This window comes from Enterobacter cloacae complex sp. ECL411 (genome assembly GCF_021869665.1).
In the GTDB taxonomy this organism is placed as follows: Bacteria; Pseudomonadota; Gammaproteobacteria; order Enterobacterales; family Enterobacteriaceae; genus Enterobacter; species Enterobacter intestinihominis.
Window position 1 is genome coordinate 3,848,933 of record NZ_CP091486.1, and the last position, 13,637, is coordinate 3,862,569.

At 56.6% G+C, this 13,637-nt stretch carries 15 protein-coding genes and 1 other RNA gene; 4 read left to right on the forward strand and 12 right to left on the reverse strand.

What is annotated here, in order from left to right; translation table 11 throughout:
* Positions 1 to 10: 10 nt before the first annotated feature.
* The 6 genes from gcvH to L3069_RS18460 form a co-directional block, all read right to left on the reverse strand.
* Complete coding sequence (gcvH, locus tag L3069_RS18435; RefSeq protein ID WP_006811885.1) at positions 11 to 400, reverse strand: glycine cleavage system protein GcvH; 390 nt, start codon at positions 398 to 400, stop codon at positions 11 to 13.
* A 23-nt stretch (positions 401 to 423) separates the two neighbouring features.
* Positions 424 to 1,518 carry a glycine cleavage system aminomethyltransferase GcvT gene (gene gcvT / locus L3069_RS18440; protein ID WP_003860107.1) on the reverse strand — a complete coding sequence of 365 codons (1,095 nt, stop codon included), beginning with the start codon at positions 1,516 to 1,518 and terminating at the stop codon, positions 424 to 426.
* Positions 1,519 to 1,915: 397 nt separating this feature from the next.
* Positions 1,916 to 3,118: an FAD-dependent 2-octaprenylphenol hydroxylase gene (gene ubiI / locus L3069_RS18445; RefSeq protein ID WP_022649317.1), complete on the reverse strand. Its 1,203-nt coding sequence runs from the start codon at positions 3,116 to 3,118 to the stop codon at positions 1,916 to 1,918.
* A 12-nt stretch (positions 3,119 to 3,130) separates the two neighbouring features.
* On the reverse strand, positions 3,131 to 4,309 hold the full coding sequence (gene ubiH, locus L3069_RS18450; RefSeq protein ID WP_038416691.1) for a 2-octaprenyl-6-methoxyphenyl hydroxylase: 1,179 nt from the start codon (positions 4,307 to 4,309) through the stop codon (positions 3,131 to 3,133).
* Positions 4,306 to 5,619 carry a Xaa-Pro aminopeptidase gene (gene pepP / locus L3069_RS18455; protein WP_088581805.1) on the reverse strand — a complete coding sequence of 438 codons (1,314 nt, stop codon included), beginning with the start codon at positions 5,617 to 5,619 and terminating at the stop codon, positions 4,306 to 4,308. Before pepP ends, ubiH begins: the two co-directional genes overlap by 4 nt.
* A gap of 31 nt (positions 5,620 to 5,650) precedes the next feature.
* Complete coding sequence (locus L3069_RS18460) at positions 5,651 to 6,229, reverse strand: YecA family protein (protein ID WP_074133658.1); 579 nt, start codon at positions 6,227 to 6,229, stop codon at positions 5,651 to 5,653.
* 167 nt (positions 6,230 to 6,396) lie between these two features.
* Here L3069_RS18460 and zapA point away from each other — a divergent pair, with 167 nt between their 5' ends.
* The 3 genes from zapA to L3069_RS18475 all read left to right on the forward strand — a co-directional run bounded on the left by zapA (position 6,397) and on the right by L3069_RS18475 (position 7,572).
* Entirely contained in the window at positions 6,397 to 6,726 is a 330-nt protein-coding gene (gene zapA, locus L3069_RS18465) for a cell division protein ZapA (protein WP_003860096.1), read from the forward strand.
* A 41-nt stretch (positions 6,727 to 6,767) separates the two neighbouring features.
* Positions 6,768 to 6,951: non-coding RNA, 6S RNA (gene ssrS, locus L3069_RS18470), on the forward strand.
* 24 nt (positions 6,952 to 6,975) lie between these two features.
* Entirely contained in the window at positions 6,976 to 7,572 is a 597-nt protein-coding gene (locus L3069_RS18475; RefSeq protein ID WP_038416693.1) for a 5-formyltetrahydrofolate cyclo-ligase, read from the forward strand.
* 34 nt (positions 7,573 to 7,606) lie between these two features.
* Here the strand turns inward: L3069_RS18475 and L3069_RS18480 are convergent, their stop codons facing one another.
* The 3 genes from L3069_RS18480 to rpiA all read right to left on the reverse strand — a co-directional run bounded on the left by L3069_RS18480 (position 7,607) and on the right by rpiA (position 9,985).
* A complete protein-coding gene (locus L3069_RS18480) occupies positions 7,607 to 7,813 on the reverse strand; it encodes a hypothetical protein (RefSeq protein WP_126509587.1) in 207 nt (68 codons plus the stop codon).
* A gap of 14 nt (positions 7,814 to 7,827) precedes the next feature.
* Positions 7,828 to 9,060: a phosphoglycerate dehydrogenase gene (gene serA, locus L3069_RS18485; RefSeq protein WP_022649321.1), complete on the reverse strand. Its 1,233-nt coding sequence runs from the start codon at positions 9,058 to 9,060 to the stop codon at positions 7,828 to 7,830.
* Between the two features lie 265 nt (positions 9,061 to 9,325).
* Positions 9,326 to 9,985 (reverse strand): ribose-5-phosphate isomerase RpiA, encoded by a 660-nt coding sequence (rpiA, locus tag L3069_RS18490; RefSeq protein WP_022649322.1) that lies wholly within the window; start codon positions 9,983 to 9,985, stop codon positions 9,326 to 9,328.
* 127 nt (positions 9,986 to 10,112) lie between these two features.
* Between rpiA and argP the strand changes: the two genes are divergently transcribed.
* A complete protein-coding gene (gene argP, locus L3069_RS18495; RefSeq protein WP_003860089.1) occupies positions 10,113 to 11,006 on the forward strand; it encodes a DNA-binding transcriptional regulator ArgP in 894 nt (297 codons plus the stop codon).
* A gap of 42 nt (positions 11,007 to 11,048) precedes the next feature.
* Here the strand turns inward: argP and L3069_RS18500 are convergent, their stop codons facing one another.
* The 3 genes from L3069_RS18500 to L3069_RS18510 all read right to left on the reverse strand — a co-directional run bounded on the left by L3069_RS18500 (position 11,049) and on the right by L3069_RS18510 (position 13,497).
* Positions 11,049 to 11,771 (reverse strand): oxidative stress defense protein, encoded by a 723-nt coding sequence (locus tag L3069_RS18500; protein ID WP_022649323.1) that lies wholly within the window; start codon positions 11,769 to 11,771, stop codon positions 11,049 to 11,051.
* Between the two features lie 92 nt (positions 11,772 to 11,863).
* Positions 11,864 to 12,499: an arginine exporter ArgO gene (gene argO, locus L3069_RS18505; RefSeq protein ID WP_003860085.1), complete on the reverse strand. Its 636-nt coding sequence runs from the start codon at positions 12,497 to 12,499 to the stop codon at positions 11,864 to 11,866.
* Positions 12,500 to 12,642: 143 nt separating this feature from the next.
* Positions 12,643 to 13,497: a small-conductance mechanosensitive channel MscS gene (locus tag L3069_RS18510; protein ID WP_022649325.1), complete on the reverse strand. Its 855-nt coding sequence runs from the start codon at positions 13,495 to 13,497 to the stop codon at positions 12,643 to 12,645.
* Positions 13,498 to 13,637 lie beyond the last annotated feature (140 nt).

Genomic DNA, 13,637 nt, shown 5'->3' on the forward strand with positions numbered 1-13,637 from the left:
CGGCACAACGTTATTCGTCTTCCAGTAGTGCTTCGTACGCGGTCGCATCCAGCAGCGCGGCAACCTGCGCTTCGTCGCTGGCTTTGATCTTAAAGATCCAGCCGCCTTCATAAGGCTCGCTGTTCACCAGCTCCGGGGAGTCGCTCAGCGCGTCGTTCACGGCAACAATTTCACCGCTCACCGGAGCGTAGATGTCAGAGGCCGCTTTAACGGATTCCGCCACCGCACAGTCGTCGCCTGCGCTCACGGTTGCGCCCACTTCCGGCAGGTCAACAAACACCATGTCGCCCAGCAGTTCCTGCGCGTGCTCGGTGATCCCAACGGTGTAAGTGCCGTCCGCCTCTTTGCGCAGCCACTCGTGTTCTTTGCTGTATTTCAGTTCTGCTGGCACATTGCTCATTGAAGTTCTCCTGATAAAAATAGTTAGGCGACCGGCTTACCGGCGCGAACAAAAATCGGTTTGGTCACGTTGACCGGCATTTCGCGGTTGCGGATCTGCACCACCGCCGTTTCGCCAATCCCCGCTGGCACGCGTGCCAGTGCAATACTGTAGCCGAGCGTCGGGGAGAACGTTCCGCTGGTGATCACGCCTTCGCGATGATTGCCATCGGCATCGGTGAAGCGCACCGGCAGCTCGCCGCGCAGAACGCCTTTTTCTTTCATCACCAGGCCAACCAGCTGTTCAGTGCCCTTCTCGCGCTGCATCTCCAGCGCTTCACGGCCAATAAAATCACGGTCAGCCGGTTCCCACGCGATGGTCCAGCCCATGTTGGCCGCCAGCGGTGAGACGCCTTCGTCCATCTCCTGACCGTAGAGGTTCATCCCCGCTTCCAGACGCAGCGTATCGCGCGCGCCCAGGCCCGCAGGCTTCACACCCGCCTCCACCAGCGCACGCCAGAAATCGGCGGCCTTTTCGTTTGGCATTGCAATTTCGTAGCCCGCTTCACCGGTGTAGCCGGTGGTGGCGATAAACAGATCCCCCGCCTGCACGCCGAAGAACGGCTTCATGCCTTCGGTTGCTTTGCGCTGCTCGTCGCTGAACAGAGACGCGGCTTTCGCCTGGGCGTTTGGCCCCTGCACCGCAATCAGCGACAGATCGTCACGAACGGTGATGTCGATGGCGTAAGGTTCAGCGTGTTGGGAAATCCAGGAGAGGTCTTTTTCGCGGGTGGCGGAGTTTACAACGAGGCGGAAGAAATCTTCGGTGAAGTAGTAGACGATGAGGTCGTCAATCACGCCGCCAGAGGCATTGAGCATGCCGGTATAGAGCGCTTTGCCCGGCGTTTTTAGTTTGGCGACGTCGTTTGCCAACAGATAACGCAAAAACTCCCGGGTGCGGCTTCCGCGCAGGTCGACAATCGTCATATGAGACACGTCGAACATACCGGCATCGGTGCGCACCGCGTGGTGCTCATCAATCTGCGAGCCGTAGTGCAGCGGCATCATCCAGCCGTGGAAGTCCACCATGCGGGCGCCGCATAACACGTGCTGTTCGTACAAAGGAGTCTGTTGAGCCATCTTTTCCTCGTTGAAAAATTCACCGTGAAACCCGGTGTCGACCTCGCGATCGAGGGCCGACGCAAACGTTCTCTTTTACCTGAACTTACCACCGAAACCGGCGGTTAACCATAAGGTAAAACGGGTCATCACATTAGCTTATGACCAAAAATCGCTGAAAAGCCTACAGAGTTATTCACTGGTAAAATGCGATTAAACCCGCATAAAATTAACATCGAGCTAACAGGATTTAGCAGATGGTGATATTTCGTGCGGAAAAACGGGCCGAATTTCAGTAACATAAAAATAGTAAGATTAGATTTTCTAATGCGAAAAATGACGTGAAATTAGATTATTTCAAACGAGGAGATTTCCCCGGCGCGAAGGCCGGGAAAATAAAGTGTGACGGGGATCGAGATTAACGTAACCAGTCGGGAAGATCGTTAAGGCCCATTGCCTGACGAAGAAGCTGCGGTTTGACGCCGGGAAGGGTGTCGGCCAGTTTGAGGCCGATATCGCGCAGCAGTTTTTTCGCCGGGTTCGCTCCGGCAAATAGCTCGCGGAAGCCCTGCATACCCGCCAGCATCATCGCCGCACTGTGTTTGCGGCTGCGCTCGTAGCGACGCAGATACAGATGCTGACCAATATCTTTACCTTCCCGATGCAGACGACGCAGCTCTTCAACCAGCTCGGCCGCGTCCATAAAGCCGAGGTTCACCCCCTGCCCGGCCAGCGGATGAATCGTATGCGCCGCATCCCCCACCAACGCCAGACGGTGCGCCGCAAACTGACGCGCGTAGCGACCGGTTAACGGAAACGCCTGGCGTTCGCTTTCAAGCGTGCACAGGCCCAGACGGTTATCAAACGCCACGCATAGCGCCTGATTAAAGGCGTCCGGCGTCGCCTCCTGCATCTGCTGCGCTTTCTCCGGCTCTAAAGACCAGACGATGGAGCAGAGATGCGGATCAGCAAGCGGCAGGAAGGCCAGAATGCCATCATTGTGGAAAATCTGGCGCGCCACGCCGCCATGCGGCTCTTCGGTGCGGATTGTGGCAACCAGGGCGTGATGACGGTAATCCCAGAAGGTCAGCGGAATATCCGCTTTGTTACGCAGCCAGGAATTGGCGCCGTCGGCACCCACTACCAGCCGCGCGGTCAGCATGTCGCCGCTTTCAAGAGTGATAAACGCGTCGTTTTCGCCCCACGCCACCTGCTGAAGTTTCGCCGGCGCGATCAGCGTGACGTCGCTGCACTGCTGCGCTTTTTGCCACAGCGCGTGGTGGATCACCGCGTTTTCAACGATGTGCCCAAGGTGGCTGTAGCCCATGCTTTCATCGTCAAACGCGATATGGCCGAAGCTGTCTTTATCCCACACTTCCATGCCATGGTAACAGCTGGCACGCAGCGCCACGATTTCAGACCAGACGCCAAGGTGCGTCAGTAGCTTTTCGCTGGCGGCATTGATCGCCGAGACGCGCAGCTCCGGCGGTGCATCCTGCGCCACAGGCTGCGGCGCGTTTTGCTCAAGCACCGCCACGCGCAGGCCGCTGCCCTGTAAACCACAGGCCAGCGCCAGTCCTACCATTCCGCCGCCGACAATGGCGACATCAACATTTTGCACGGTGATTACTCCTTAACGCGCGACCCAACCCAGGGTCCGCTGCGCCAGCACGTCACGTGCCGGAATGAACAGTTCCATCGCCATCAGCCCAAGGTTGCGACCCGCAACCAGCGGTGCCCAGCGATTGGCAAACAGGTGGACTAAACCGTCGGTAACGCCAATGGTCGCCGCTTTGTCCGCCTGACGTCGTTTCTGGTAATGGCTAAGCACTGAGTATGCGCCACAATCCTGTTGTTCGCTCCACGTCTGCGCCAGTAGTTCAGCCAGGCTCATCACGTCGCGCAGGCCAAGGTTAAAGCCTTGCCCAGCGATGGGGTGCAGCGTCTGCGCGGCGTTGCCGACCAGAGCGACGCGATGGGAGACAGTCTGCGATGCGGTCGTCAGCGCGAGCGGATAGGCCACGCGTTTTCCGGCCTGGGTGATACGCCCAAGCCGCCAGCCGAAGGCTTTCTGCAGCTCGGAACTAAAACGTTCGTCGGACCAGGAGAGAACCTCATCGGCCCGGTCCTGCGCATGGCACCACACCAGCGAGCAGCGCCCGTTCGACATCGGCAGCATGGCCAGCGGGCCGTGCTCAGTGAAGCGCTCAAATGCCCTGCCGTTATGCGTGCCAGCCGTAGAGACGTTAGCGATGACCGCCACCTGCCCATAGGGTTCAGAGCGCAATTCGACGCCGCACTGCGTGGCGATCGCGGAGCGTGAACCATCCGCCGCCACCAGCAGTTCCCCCTCCAGCGTGGTGCCGTTGTCCAGCGTCACGCTGACGGCTTCGTCACGGCGGCTAAAGCTGGCGACGCGCGCCGGACAGTGCAGCGTGACGCCAGGCGCGTCCTGTAAAAGACGGAACAGCCGCAGCCCTACGTCATGCAGCTCGACAACCTGCCCCAGCGCCTCGATCCGGTAATCGTGGGCATCCAGCGTCACAAACCCGGCGTGCCCGCGATCGCTGACGTGAACGGTGCCGATCGCCGTTGCGCAATCCGCTATCGCCTGCCAGATCCCAATACGCGTAAGCTGCTGACAGGTTCCCTGCGCCAGCGCGATAGCGCGGGCGTCGAAACCGGGATGATCGGCCGCCTGCGGCGCGACCGCCTCAACCAGATGCACCGGAAGCTGGCCTTGGGTTAACTGAGAAATAGCCAACGCCAGAGTAGCGCCGGTCATGCCTCCGCCAACGATGATTACGCTCATCCGCGTGCCGCCGCCATCAGCGCCTCGATGTCGTCGGCTTTTTTCACCACGGTCGCGGTCAGGTTTTCGTTACCGGTTTCGGTGATGACGATGTCATCTTCAATACGAATGCCGATCCCGCGGTACTGTTCCGGCACGTCGGCATCCGGCGCGATGTACAGCCCCGGCTCAACGGTCAGCACCATGCCTGGCTCCAGCACGCGCGAACGTTCCGGACCGTATGCCCCCACGTCATGCACATCCAGCCCCAGCCAGTGGCTCAGGCCATGCATAAAGTACGGACGATGGGCGTTTTCGGTTATAAGGGTGTCCACATCGCCTTTCAGAATGCCGAGCTTCACCAGCCCGGTAATCATGATGCGCACCACCTCGCCCGTAACCTCCTGGATGGAGGTGCCAGGGCGGAACAGCGTCAGCGCGGTCTCCAGAGACTCAAGCACGATGTCATAGATTTCACGCTGCGCTGGGGTGAATTTACCGTTCACCGGGAAGGTACGGGTGATGTCGCCCGCGTAACCCTGATATTCACAGCCGGCGTCAATCAGCACCAGATCGCCGTCGCGCAGTTCACTTTCGTTTTCGGTGTAGTGCAGAATGCAGCCGTTTTCCCCGCCGCCTACGATGGTGTTATAGGACGGGAAGCGCGCGCCGTGACGGTTAAATTCATGGTGAATTTCGCCTTCAAGCTGGTACTCGAACATACCGGGACGGCACTTTTCCATGGCACGGGTATGCGCCAGGGCGCTGATTTCGCCCGCGCGGCGCATCACATTCAGCTCTTCTTCAGACTTAAACAGGCGCATCTCGTGCACTACCGGTCGCCAGTCTGTCAGGGTTGCGGGTGCAGACAAATTCTGACGTGAGCCTTTACGCAGCTTATCCAGCGCAGTGAAAACAATCTCATCCGCATACGCGTATTCACCCTGCGCGTGGTACAGCACGTCCAGGCCGTTGAGCAATTGATAGAGCTGCTGGTTGATTTCGCTGTAGGCCAGCGCGCGGTCCACGCCCAGTTTTTCCGGCGCCGCCTCCTGCCCTAAGCGGCGGCCAAACCAGATTTCCGCGGTCAGATCGCGCACGCGGTTAAAAATCACGCTGTGGTTGTGGGTGTCATTGCTTTTAATCAGCACCAGTACCGCTTCCGGCTCGTTAAACCCGGTGAAGTACCAGAAATCACTGCTCTGGCGATAGGGGTATTCGCTGTCGGCGCTGCGCGTCACTTCCGGCGCGGCGAAAATCAGGGCAGCGCTTCCCGGCTGCATTTTTGCCAGCAGCGCCTGACGACGGCGAGAATACTCTTGACTGGAGATAACCATGACACCCTCCTGTGCGTTATTTTTCTTAGTGTAATGTTGGCTTGCGAACTTCCGGCGCGGTCGGCTGCGAGCGCGTAAAGTTGTCGTGGCACAGCAGAGACGCCACGCGCACGTACTCGATAATCTCTTCGAGAGACATCTCCAGCTCTTCCTGGTCTTCGTCTTCATCGTAGCCGAGCTGGGCGATGTTGCGCAGATCGTCGATGGCTTCACCCGCTTCGCCGGTCACTTTATCCAGTTTAGGCTGGGTTACGCCCAGGCCAAGAAGATAGTGGTTTACCCAACCCGCGAGCGCATCAGCGCGATCGAAGACGCTGACATCGTCGCCTTCAGGCAGATAAAGCTGAAAAAGAAAGCCATCGTCTTCCAGGAAATCGCTGGTTGCGGCGTGCATTTTACGCAGCGCTTCCGCCAGTTCGTGGCCAAACGCCAGCCCTTCGTTGGTGAGGTCGTGGATCAGCGGCTGCCATGAGCTGTCGCTGTTTCCGCCGCACAGTATGCCGCTGATCAGACCGTGCATTTCGGCAGGGGTTAGACCGACTCCCTGCTGGTTCAGTAACTGGTTTAAATCCTTGTAACCAGGCATTTCGTTCTGTATAGACATACGCATTCGTCATCAAAGGGAGGATATTCATGATATGCTACCACTTTGGACCCTGGTGATACCAGAAAAGGGCTTGTATCTTCACATCAGGGTAGCTATAGTGTCGCCCCTTCGCAGCCCCCAGGGCAGTAAGCGAAGGCAGCGCAGTCAATCAGCAGGAAGGTGGCATGTCTGCACAACCCGTCGATCTCCAGATTTTTGGCCGTTCACTGCGAGTGAATTGTCCGCCTGAACAAAGGGATGCTTTGAATCAGGCTGCGGACGATTTGAATCAGCGGTTGCAAGATCTAAAAGAACGCACTAGAGTCACAAATACTGAGCAGCTGGTTTTCATCGCCGCGTTGAACATCAGCTATGAACTGACTCAGGAAAAAGCGAAGACCCGCGATTACGCGGCAAGCATGGAGCAGCGCATTAAAATGCTCCAGCAGACCATTGAACAGGCATTGCTTGATCAAGGTCGCAGTCCTGAAAGACCGGGACCAAAGTTTGAATAACACTTCTCAGTTGACTATGGTAGAGTAACTGTGAAGACAAAATTTCTCTGAGATGTTTGCAAGCGGGCCAGTCCCCTGAGCCGATATTTCATACCACAAGAATGTGGCGCTCCATGGTTGGTGAGCATGCTCGGTCCGTCCGAGAAGCCTTAAAACTATGACGACACATTCACCTTGAACCAAGGGTTCAAGGGTTACAGCCTGCGGCGGCATCTCGGAGATTCCCTCTCTCTTCTTCTACCAACAACCATGACTCAATTCCCTGAAGTTTCTGCTTCACGCCAGGATATCCGTCAGCTCATTCGCCAGCGTCGTCGTGCCTTAAGCGCCGAACAACAGACACAGTTTGCCCAGCAGGCCGCCGCCCGTATGATGGCCTATCCGCCTGTGGTGATGGCAAACACCGTCGCCCTGTTTCTTTCGTTTGATGGTGAGCTGGATACCCAACCACTTATCGACCAGCTCTGGCGCGCCGGGAAAAAAGTTTATCTGCCGGTGCTGCATCCCTTTAGCCGGGGCAATCTGCTGTTTCTGCACTACCATCCGCACAGCGAGCTGGTGGTGAATCGTCTGAAAATCACCGAACCCAAACTCGACGTGCGCGATGTGCTGCCGCTATCTGAACTGGATGTGCTGATTACGCCGCTGGTGGCGTTTGACGAGCAGGGACAGCGCCTGGGAATGGGCGGTGGTTTTTACGACAGAACGCTACAAAACTGGCAGCAGTACGGGTTGCAGCCGGTGGGCTATGCGCATGATTGTCAGGGCGTGGAGGCATTACCCGTGGAGAAATGGGATGTGCCGTTGCCGGCGGTGGTGACGCCCAGTAAAACCTGGACCTGGTAGAACAAAGCCGGGTGGCGGCTACGCCTTACCCGGCCTACATAAATCCTCGAACTTTGTAGGTCGGGTAAGCGTGAGCGCCACCCGACACACAGACCGCACGAACATTGTAGGTCGGGTAAGCGTAAGCGCCACCCGACACACAGACCGCACGAACATTGTAGGTCGGGTAAGCGTAAGCGCCACCCGACACGCAGACCGCACGACCGCTGTAGGTCGGGTAAGCGTAAGCGCCACCCGACACCACAGACCGCACTATCAGTACAGCAGACGCGCGCGAATCGTCCCCGGAATGGCCTTCATGCTCTGCAATGCTTTCTCGGCAATGTCTTCATCCGCTTCAATATCAATCACCACATAACCCATCTGCGCGTTCGTTTGCAGATACTGCGCGGCAATGTTAACGCCCTGTTCGGCAAAGATCTGGTTGATGGCGGTCAGCACGCCAGGACGGTTTTCGTGAATGTGCAGCAGACGACGCCCACCGTGCAGCGGCAGAGACACCTCCGGGAAGTTTACCGCAGAGAGCGTTGAACCGTTGTCGGAATATTTGCTCAGCTTGCCCGCCACTTCCAGGCCGATATTCTCCTGCGCTTCCTGAGTAGAACCGCCGATGTGCGGCGTCAGGATCACGTTGTCGAACTCGCACAGTGGAGAGGTGAACGGATCGCTGTTGGTGGCCGGTTCCGTCGGGAACACGTCAATCGCCGCACCCGCCAGATGCTTACGCTTCAGCGCATCGCACAGCGCAGGAATATCGACTACTGTACCGCGCGCGGCGTTGATCAGCAGTGAGCCCGGCTTCATCAGCGCCAGCTCTTCCGCTCCCATCATGTTTTTTGTGGACGCATTTTCCGGCACGTGCAGGCTGACCACGTCGCTCATGTTCAGCAGGTCAGAAAGATGCTGCACCTGCGTCGCGTTACCCAGCGGCAGTTTGTTTTCGATATCGTAGAAAAACACGTGCATGCCAAGGGATTCCGCCAGAATACCAAGCTGCGTACCGATGTGGCCGTAACCAATAATCCCGAGTTTTTTACCACGCGCTTCGTAGGAGCCCGCGGCCAGCTTATTCCACACGCCGCGGTGCGCTTTGGCGTTAGCTTCCGGAATACCGCGAAGGAGTAGCAGCAGCTCGCCAATCACCAGCTCCGCCACGGAACGGGTGTTGGAGAACGGGGCGTTAAAAACCGGGATACCGCGTTTTGCGGCGGCATTCAGATCAACCTGATTGGTACCGATACAGAAACAGCCAATCGCCACCAGCTTTTCCGCCGCAGCAATAACGTCTTCAGTCAGTTGGGTACGGGATCGCAGGCCAATGAAATGGGCATCACGGATGGACGCTTTCAGCTCTTCAGTATCCAGCGCGCCTTTGTGAAATTCGATGTTGGTGTAACCTGCAGCGCGAAGGCTATCGAGCGCTTTCTGGTGCACGCCTTCAACCAGCAGGAATTTAATCTTGTCTTTCTCCAGTGATACCTTTGCCATTTACCCGACCCTGTTTTTATCTGAACTGATGTTGTGCTGGATATAAATCCCGTGCAGCCAACATATCAAAAAAAACTATTGCAGCAATATGAACGTTTGCGTCGGCACTCTGAAGAAAAGTCATACAGAGCAAAATGACAGAGGAAAATGCTATGGAAATTTACAAACGCGGCAGGATCGGCAAAAGAGGCGGAAAAACGTGACACAAGTCACCGAATTTAGCTTTTCAAAATTTTTTAGCGGGGGGAGCGCTCCCCCCGTCAGATCATTTTACGATGGTTTTTACACCGTCAGCCGTGCCGATCAGCGCTACGTCCGCGCCACGGTTGGCAAATAACCCTACGGTAACGACGCCCGGAATGCCGTTGATCGCATTTTCCAGCGCAATGGCATCGAGGATCTCAAGGCCGTGAACGTCGAGGATCACGTTGCCGTTGTCGGTCACCACACCCTGACGGTATTCCGGACGACCACCCAGCTTCACCAGTTGACGTGCCACGGCACTGCGCGCCATCGGGATCACTTCGACCGGCAGCGGGAAACTCCCCAGAATGTCGACCTGCTTGGAGGCGTCCGCGATGCAGATGAACTTATCCGCCACGGAGGCAATGATTTTTTCGCGGGTCAGCGCCGCGCCACCGCCTTTGATCATCTGCATGTGGCCGTTGATTTCATCCGCGCCATCAACGTAAATGCCCAGACGGTCCACTTCGTTGAGGTCGAAAACAGTGATGCCGAGGCTTTTCAGCTTTTCCGTGGAAGCATCGGAGCTCGAAACCGCGCCCTCGATTTGCCCCTTCATCGTGCCCAGCGCATCGATAAAGTGCGCCGCCGTCGATCCCGTACCAACACCGACAATGGTACCCGGCTGTACGTACTGGAGAGCCGCCCATCCTACTGCTTTTTTCAGTTCATCCTGCGTCATGATCGTTTTGCCTGTGGTGTGAAAACTCAGGGCGCATTATAGAACACGTCGAATGGATTTCGTCTGCCACGAAGGGAAAATTGTGTCATAGTGCAGATTAAGCAAAATTAAGGAGTCAGCCAGAGCAATGAAACGTCCGGACTACAGAACACTACAGGCACTTGATGCAGTTATTCGTGAACGCGGTTTTGAGCGCGCAGCGCAAAAGCTGTGCATCACCCAGTCCGCCGTATCACAGCGTATCAAACAGCTTGAAAACATGTTCGGGCAGCCGCTGCTGGTGCGTACCGTACCGCCGCGTCCAACGGAGCAAGGACAAAAGCTCCTCGCCCTGCTACGTCAGGTTGAACTGCTGGAAGATGAGTGGCTGGGCGATGAACAGACCGGCTCCACGCCGCTGCTGCTGTCGCTGGCGGTGAACGCCGACAGTCTGGCAACCTGGCTGCTGCCGGCCCTTGCGCCGGTGCTGGCCGACTCCCCTATCCGCCTGAATCTCCAGGTTGAAGATGAAACCCGCACCCAGGAACGTCTGCGTCGCGGCGAAGTGGTTGGTGCCGTCAGTATTCAGCCTCAGGCGCTGCCAAGCTGTCTGGTGGATCAGTTGGGCGCGCTGGATTACCTCTTCGTCGGTTCAAAAGCCTTTGCCGAGCGCTATTTCCCGAACGGTGTGACCCGCGCCGCGCTGCTGAAAGCGCCTGCCGTCGCGTTCGACCATCTGGACGATATGCATCAGGCCTTCCTGCAGCAAAACTTCGATCTGCCGCCGGGCAGCGTGCCGTGTCATATCGTTAACTCGTCCGAAGCCTTCGTGCAGCTTGCACGTCAGGGAACCACCTGCTGCATGATCCCGCATCTGCAGATTGAGAAAGAGTTGAAAAGCGGTGAGCTGATTGATTTAACTCCGGGGCTGTATCAGCGCCGGATGTTGTACTGGCACCGTTTTGCGCCGGAAAGCCGCATGATGCGCAACGTCACCGACGCGCTGCTGGCGTTTGGGCATAAGGTGTTAAGACAGGATTGAAAAACAAGCCGGGTGGCGGCTTCGCCTTACCCGGCCTACGGGTTACTGAGCTGGCTTTTCAGTCGGCTCCAGCTGGAACACCACATCAACCTGATCGTCGAACTGAATGGTTGGCTGCTCGTAGGTTTCCTGAGCAGAAACCGGCGCGGCGTCCGCTTTCATCATCCGCACCATCGGGCTTGGCTGGTAGTTTGAGACGTGGTAACGCACGCTGTAAACCGGACCGAGCTTGCTCTTGAAGCCGGATGCCAGCTGCTGTGCCTGATGAATGGCATCATCAATCGCCGCTTTACGCGCTTCGTCTTTATACTTCTCCGGTTGCGCAACGCCCAGCGAGACGGAACGAATTTCGTTCAGCCCTGCCTTCAGCGCACCATCCAGCAATCCGTTGAGCTTATCAAGCTGGCGGACGGTCACTTCTACAGTACGCACGGCGCGATAGCCTTTCAGGATGCTTTTGCCGTTCTGGTAATCGTAATCCGGTTGAGTACGCAGGTTCGCAGAGCTGATGTCTTTTTTCGCGACACCGTTCTGTTCCAGGAAAGAGAGGTATTGCGCAACACGATCGTCTGCCTGTTTCTTGGCGGAAGCAGCATCTTTCGCCGCCACGTTCACTTCAATTGCCAGGGTTGCAACATCCGGTACCGCATCCACGCTTGCCGTACCTGAAGTGACAATGTGCGGGCCGTTTGGCAGTTCATTCGCCTGCACCGACACCGCACCTAAACTTACTAATGCCGCCAGGGCCATCACCTTAAACTTCACTGTCATTCCTCCATGTTGCGAAGAGTGCCCTGTTAACAGGGCTCATGCCAGCAAGCTTAGCGGGTCTTGTTCAGATGTCCATAAGACAACGCTTAGTTGAACAATCCCTGTACGTGATGAATGCCCTCTTTCGCCAGCTGGAAGGCAATAAACCACATCACCAGCCCCACCAGGGTATTGATAATGCGCTGCGCTTTGGCGGTACGCAGTCGTGGCGCCAGCCACGCCGCCAGGATCGCAAGACCAAAGAACCAGAGGAAGGAGGCGCTGACCGTACCGAGCGCAAACCAGCGTTTCGGCTCAACGTCCAGCTGTCCACCCAGGCTGCCGAGCACCACGAACGTATCAAGATAAACGTGCGGGTTAAGCCATGTCACGGCGAGCATGGTGACGATAATCTTCCAGCGCCCTTGCTTCATCACTTCGGCGCTCGCCAGCTCAAGATTGCTGCTCATGGCCGTTTTCAGGGCGCCAAACCCGTACCACAGCAGAAACGCTACGCCGCCCCAGGTAACCAGTGCCAGCAGCCACGGCGACTGCATCAACAGGGCGCTGCCGCCAAAAATCCCGGCGCAAATCAGCAGCAGATCGCTCACCGCGCACAGCAAGGCAATCATCAGATGGTACTGACGGCGAATGCCCTGATTCATCACGAACGCATTTTGTGGACCAAGGGGAAGGATCATGGCCGCACCTAACGCAAGCCCTTGAAAATAGTAAGATAACATAACGTAATTCTCGCAGAGTTGTCCTGGGGCAGACTATACTGCGGGAACGACATTAGAGGAAATGGATAATATTAATTGGGGATTAGCGAGGCTAATAAAAGAAAAGCCCGGTGTCGCTGATGCTTACCGGGCCTACGGAGACGTTACTCTGCTTCTTTGACTTTTTTGACGTTTACGTCCATCTGCGGGTACGGGAAGCTGATGCCGTTAGCATCGAAGTCACGCTTAATGCGCTCCAGCACATCCCAGTATACGTTTTGCAGATCGCTGCTTTTGCTCCAGATGCGCACCACAAAATTAATGGATGATGCGCCCAGTTCATTCAGACGAACGGTCTGCTCGCGGTCCTTCAGAATACGGTCATCTGAAGCAATGATGTTGGTAATCAGAGACTTCACCTGATCGATATCGGAATCGTACGCCACGCTGATGATCAGCTCGTTACGACGCACCGGCTCGCGGGAGAAGTTAATGATATTGCCGGCAATGATTTTCCCGTTCGGTACCACCACAATACGACCGTCGACAGTACGCAGAGTGGTAGAGAAAATCTGTACCTGCAACACGGTACCCGCGATCCCGCCTAAATCCACGTATTCACCGGAACGGAACGGACGGAAGGTTACCAGCAGTACGCCCGCCGCCAGGTTCGACAGCGAACCCTGTAATGCCAGACCAATGGCCAGACCGGCAGCACCGAGCACAGCGATGACGGATGCCGTCTGCACGCCGACACGCCCCAGCGCCGCAATCAGCGTAAAGGCGATGATGCCGTAACGCACCAGCGCGGAGAGGAAATCGGCGACCGTGGCGTCAATGTGTCGTGCAACCATCACCCGGTTGACCGCGTTCGATACGATACGCGCCACGATCATCCCGACAATGATGATGGCAATAGCGGCAACAATATTCACAGCGTAGCTCAGCAGTAGCGCCTGGTTGCGCACCAGCCAGTTACCCGCGTGATTGATGCTGTCTACAACATCAAGTTGTTCCATTTATTCTTCCTTTTGCTAAACCAAAACACAAAATCTATCCCTTAAGGGGACAGGCAGGTCAGTAAAGGGTAAACAAAAAGAGCGGGTAATGCCAAACAGATCACAAAATCAGGTATTGCAGGATATTGAAAAAGCATAAA

Excerpts from the sequence above, each read along its gene's own strand:
- gcvH (WP_006811885.1), bottom strand. The coding sequence starts at position 400 with ATGAGCAATGTGCCAGCAGAACTGAAATACAGCAAAGAACACGAGTGG.
- gcvT (WP_003860107.1), bottom strand. The coding sequence starts at position 1,518 with ATGGCTCAACAGACTCCTTTGTACGAACAGCACGTGTTATGCGGCGCC.
- ubiH (WP_038416691.1), bottom strand. The coding sequence starts at position 4,309 with ATGAGCGTAATCATCGTTGGCGGAGGCATGACCGGCGCTACTCTGGCG.
- L3069_RS18460 (WP_074133658.1), bottom strand. The coding sequence starts at position 6,229 with ATGTCTATACAGAACGAAATGCCTGGTTACAAGGATTTAAACCAGTTA.
- zapA (WP_003860096.1), top strand. The coding sequence starts at position 6,397 with ATGTCTGCACAACCCGTCGATCTCCAGATTTTTGGCCGTTCACTGCGA.
- L3069_RS18475 (WP_038416693.1), top strand. The coding sequence starts at position 6,976 with ATGACTCAATTCCCTGAAGTTTCTGCTTCACGCCAGGATATCCGTCAG.
- serA (WP_022649321.1), bottom strand. The coding sequence starts at position 9,060 with ATGGCAAAGGTATCACTGGAGAAAGACAAGATTAAATTCCTGCTGGTT.
- rpiA (WP_022649322.1), bottom strand. The coding sequence starts at position 9,985 with ATGACGCAGGATGAACTGAAAAAAGCAGTAGGATGGGCGGCTCTCCAG.
- argP (WP_003860089.1), top strand. The coding sequence starts at position 10,113 with ATGAAACGTCCGGACTACAGAACACTACAGGCACTTGATGCAGTTATT.
- argO (WP_003860085.1), bottom strand. The coding sequence starts at position 12,499 with ATGTTATCTTACTATTTTCAAGGGCTTGCGTTAGGTGCGGCCATGATC.
- L3069_RS18510 (WP_022649325.1), bottom strand. The coding sequence starts at position 13,497 with ATGGAACAACTTGATGTTGTAGACAGCATCAATCACGCGGGTAACTGG.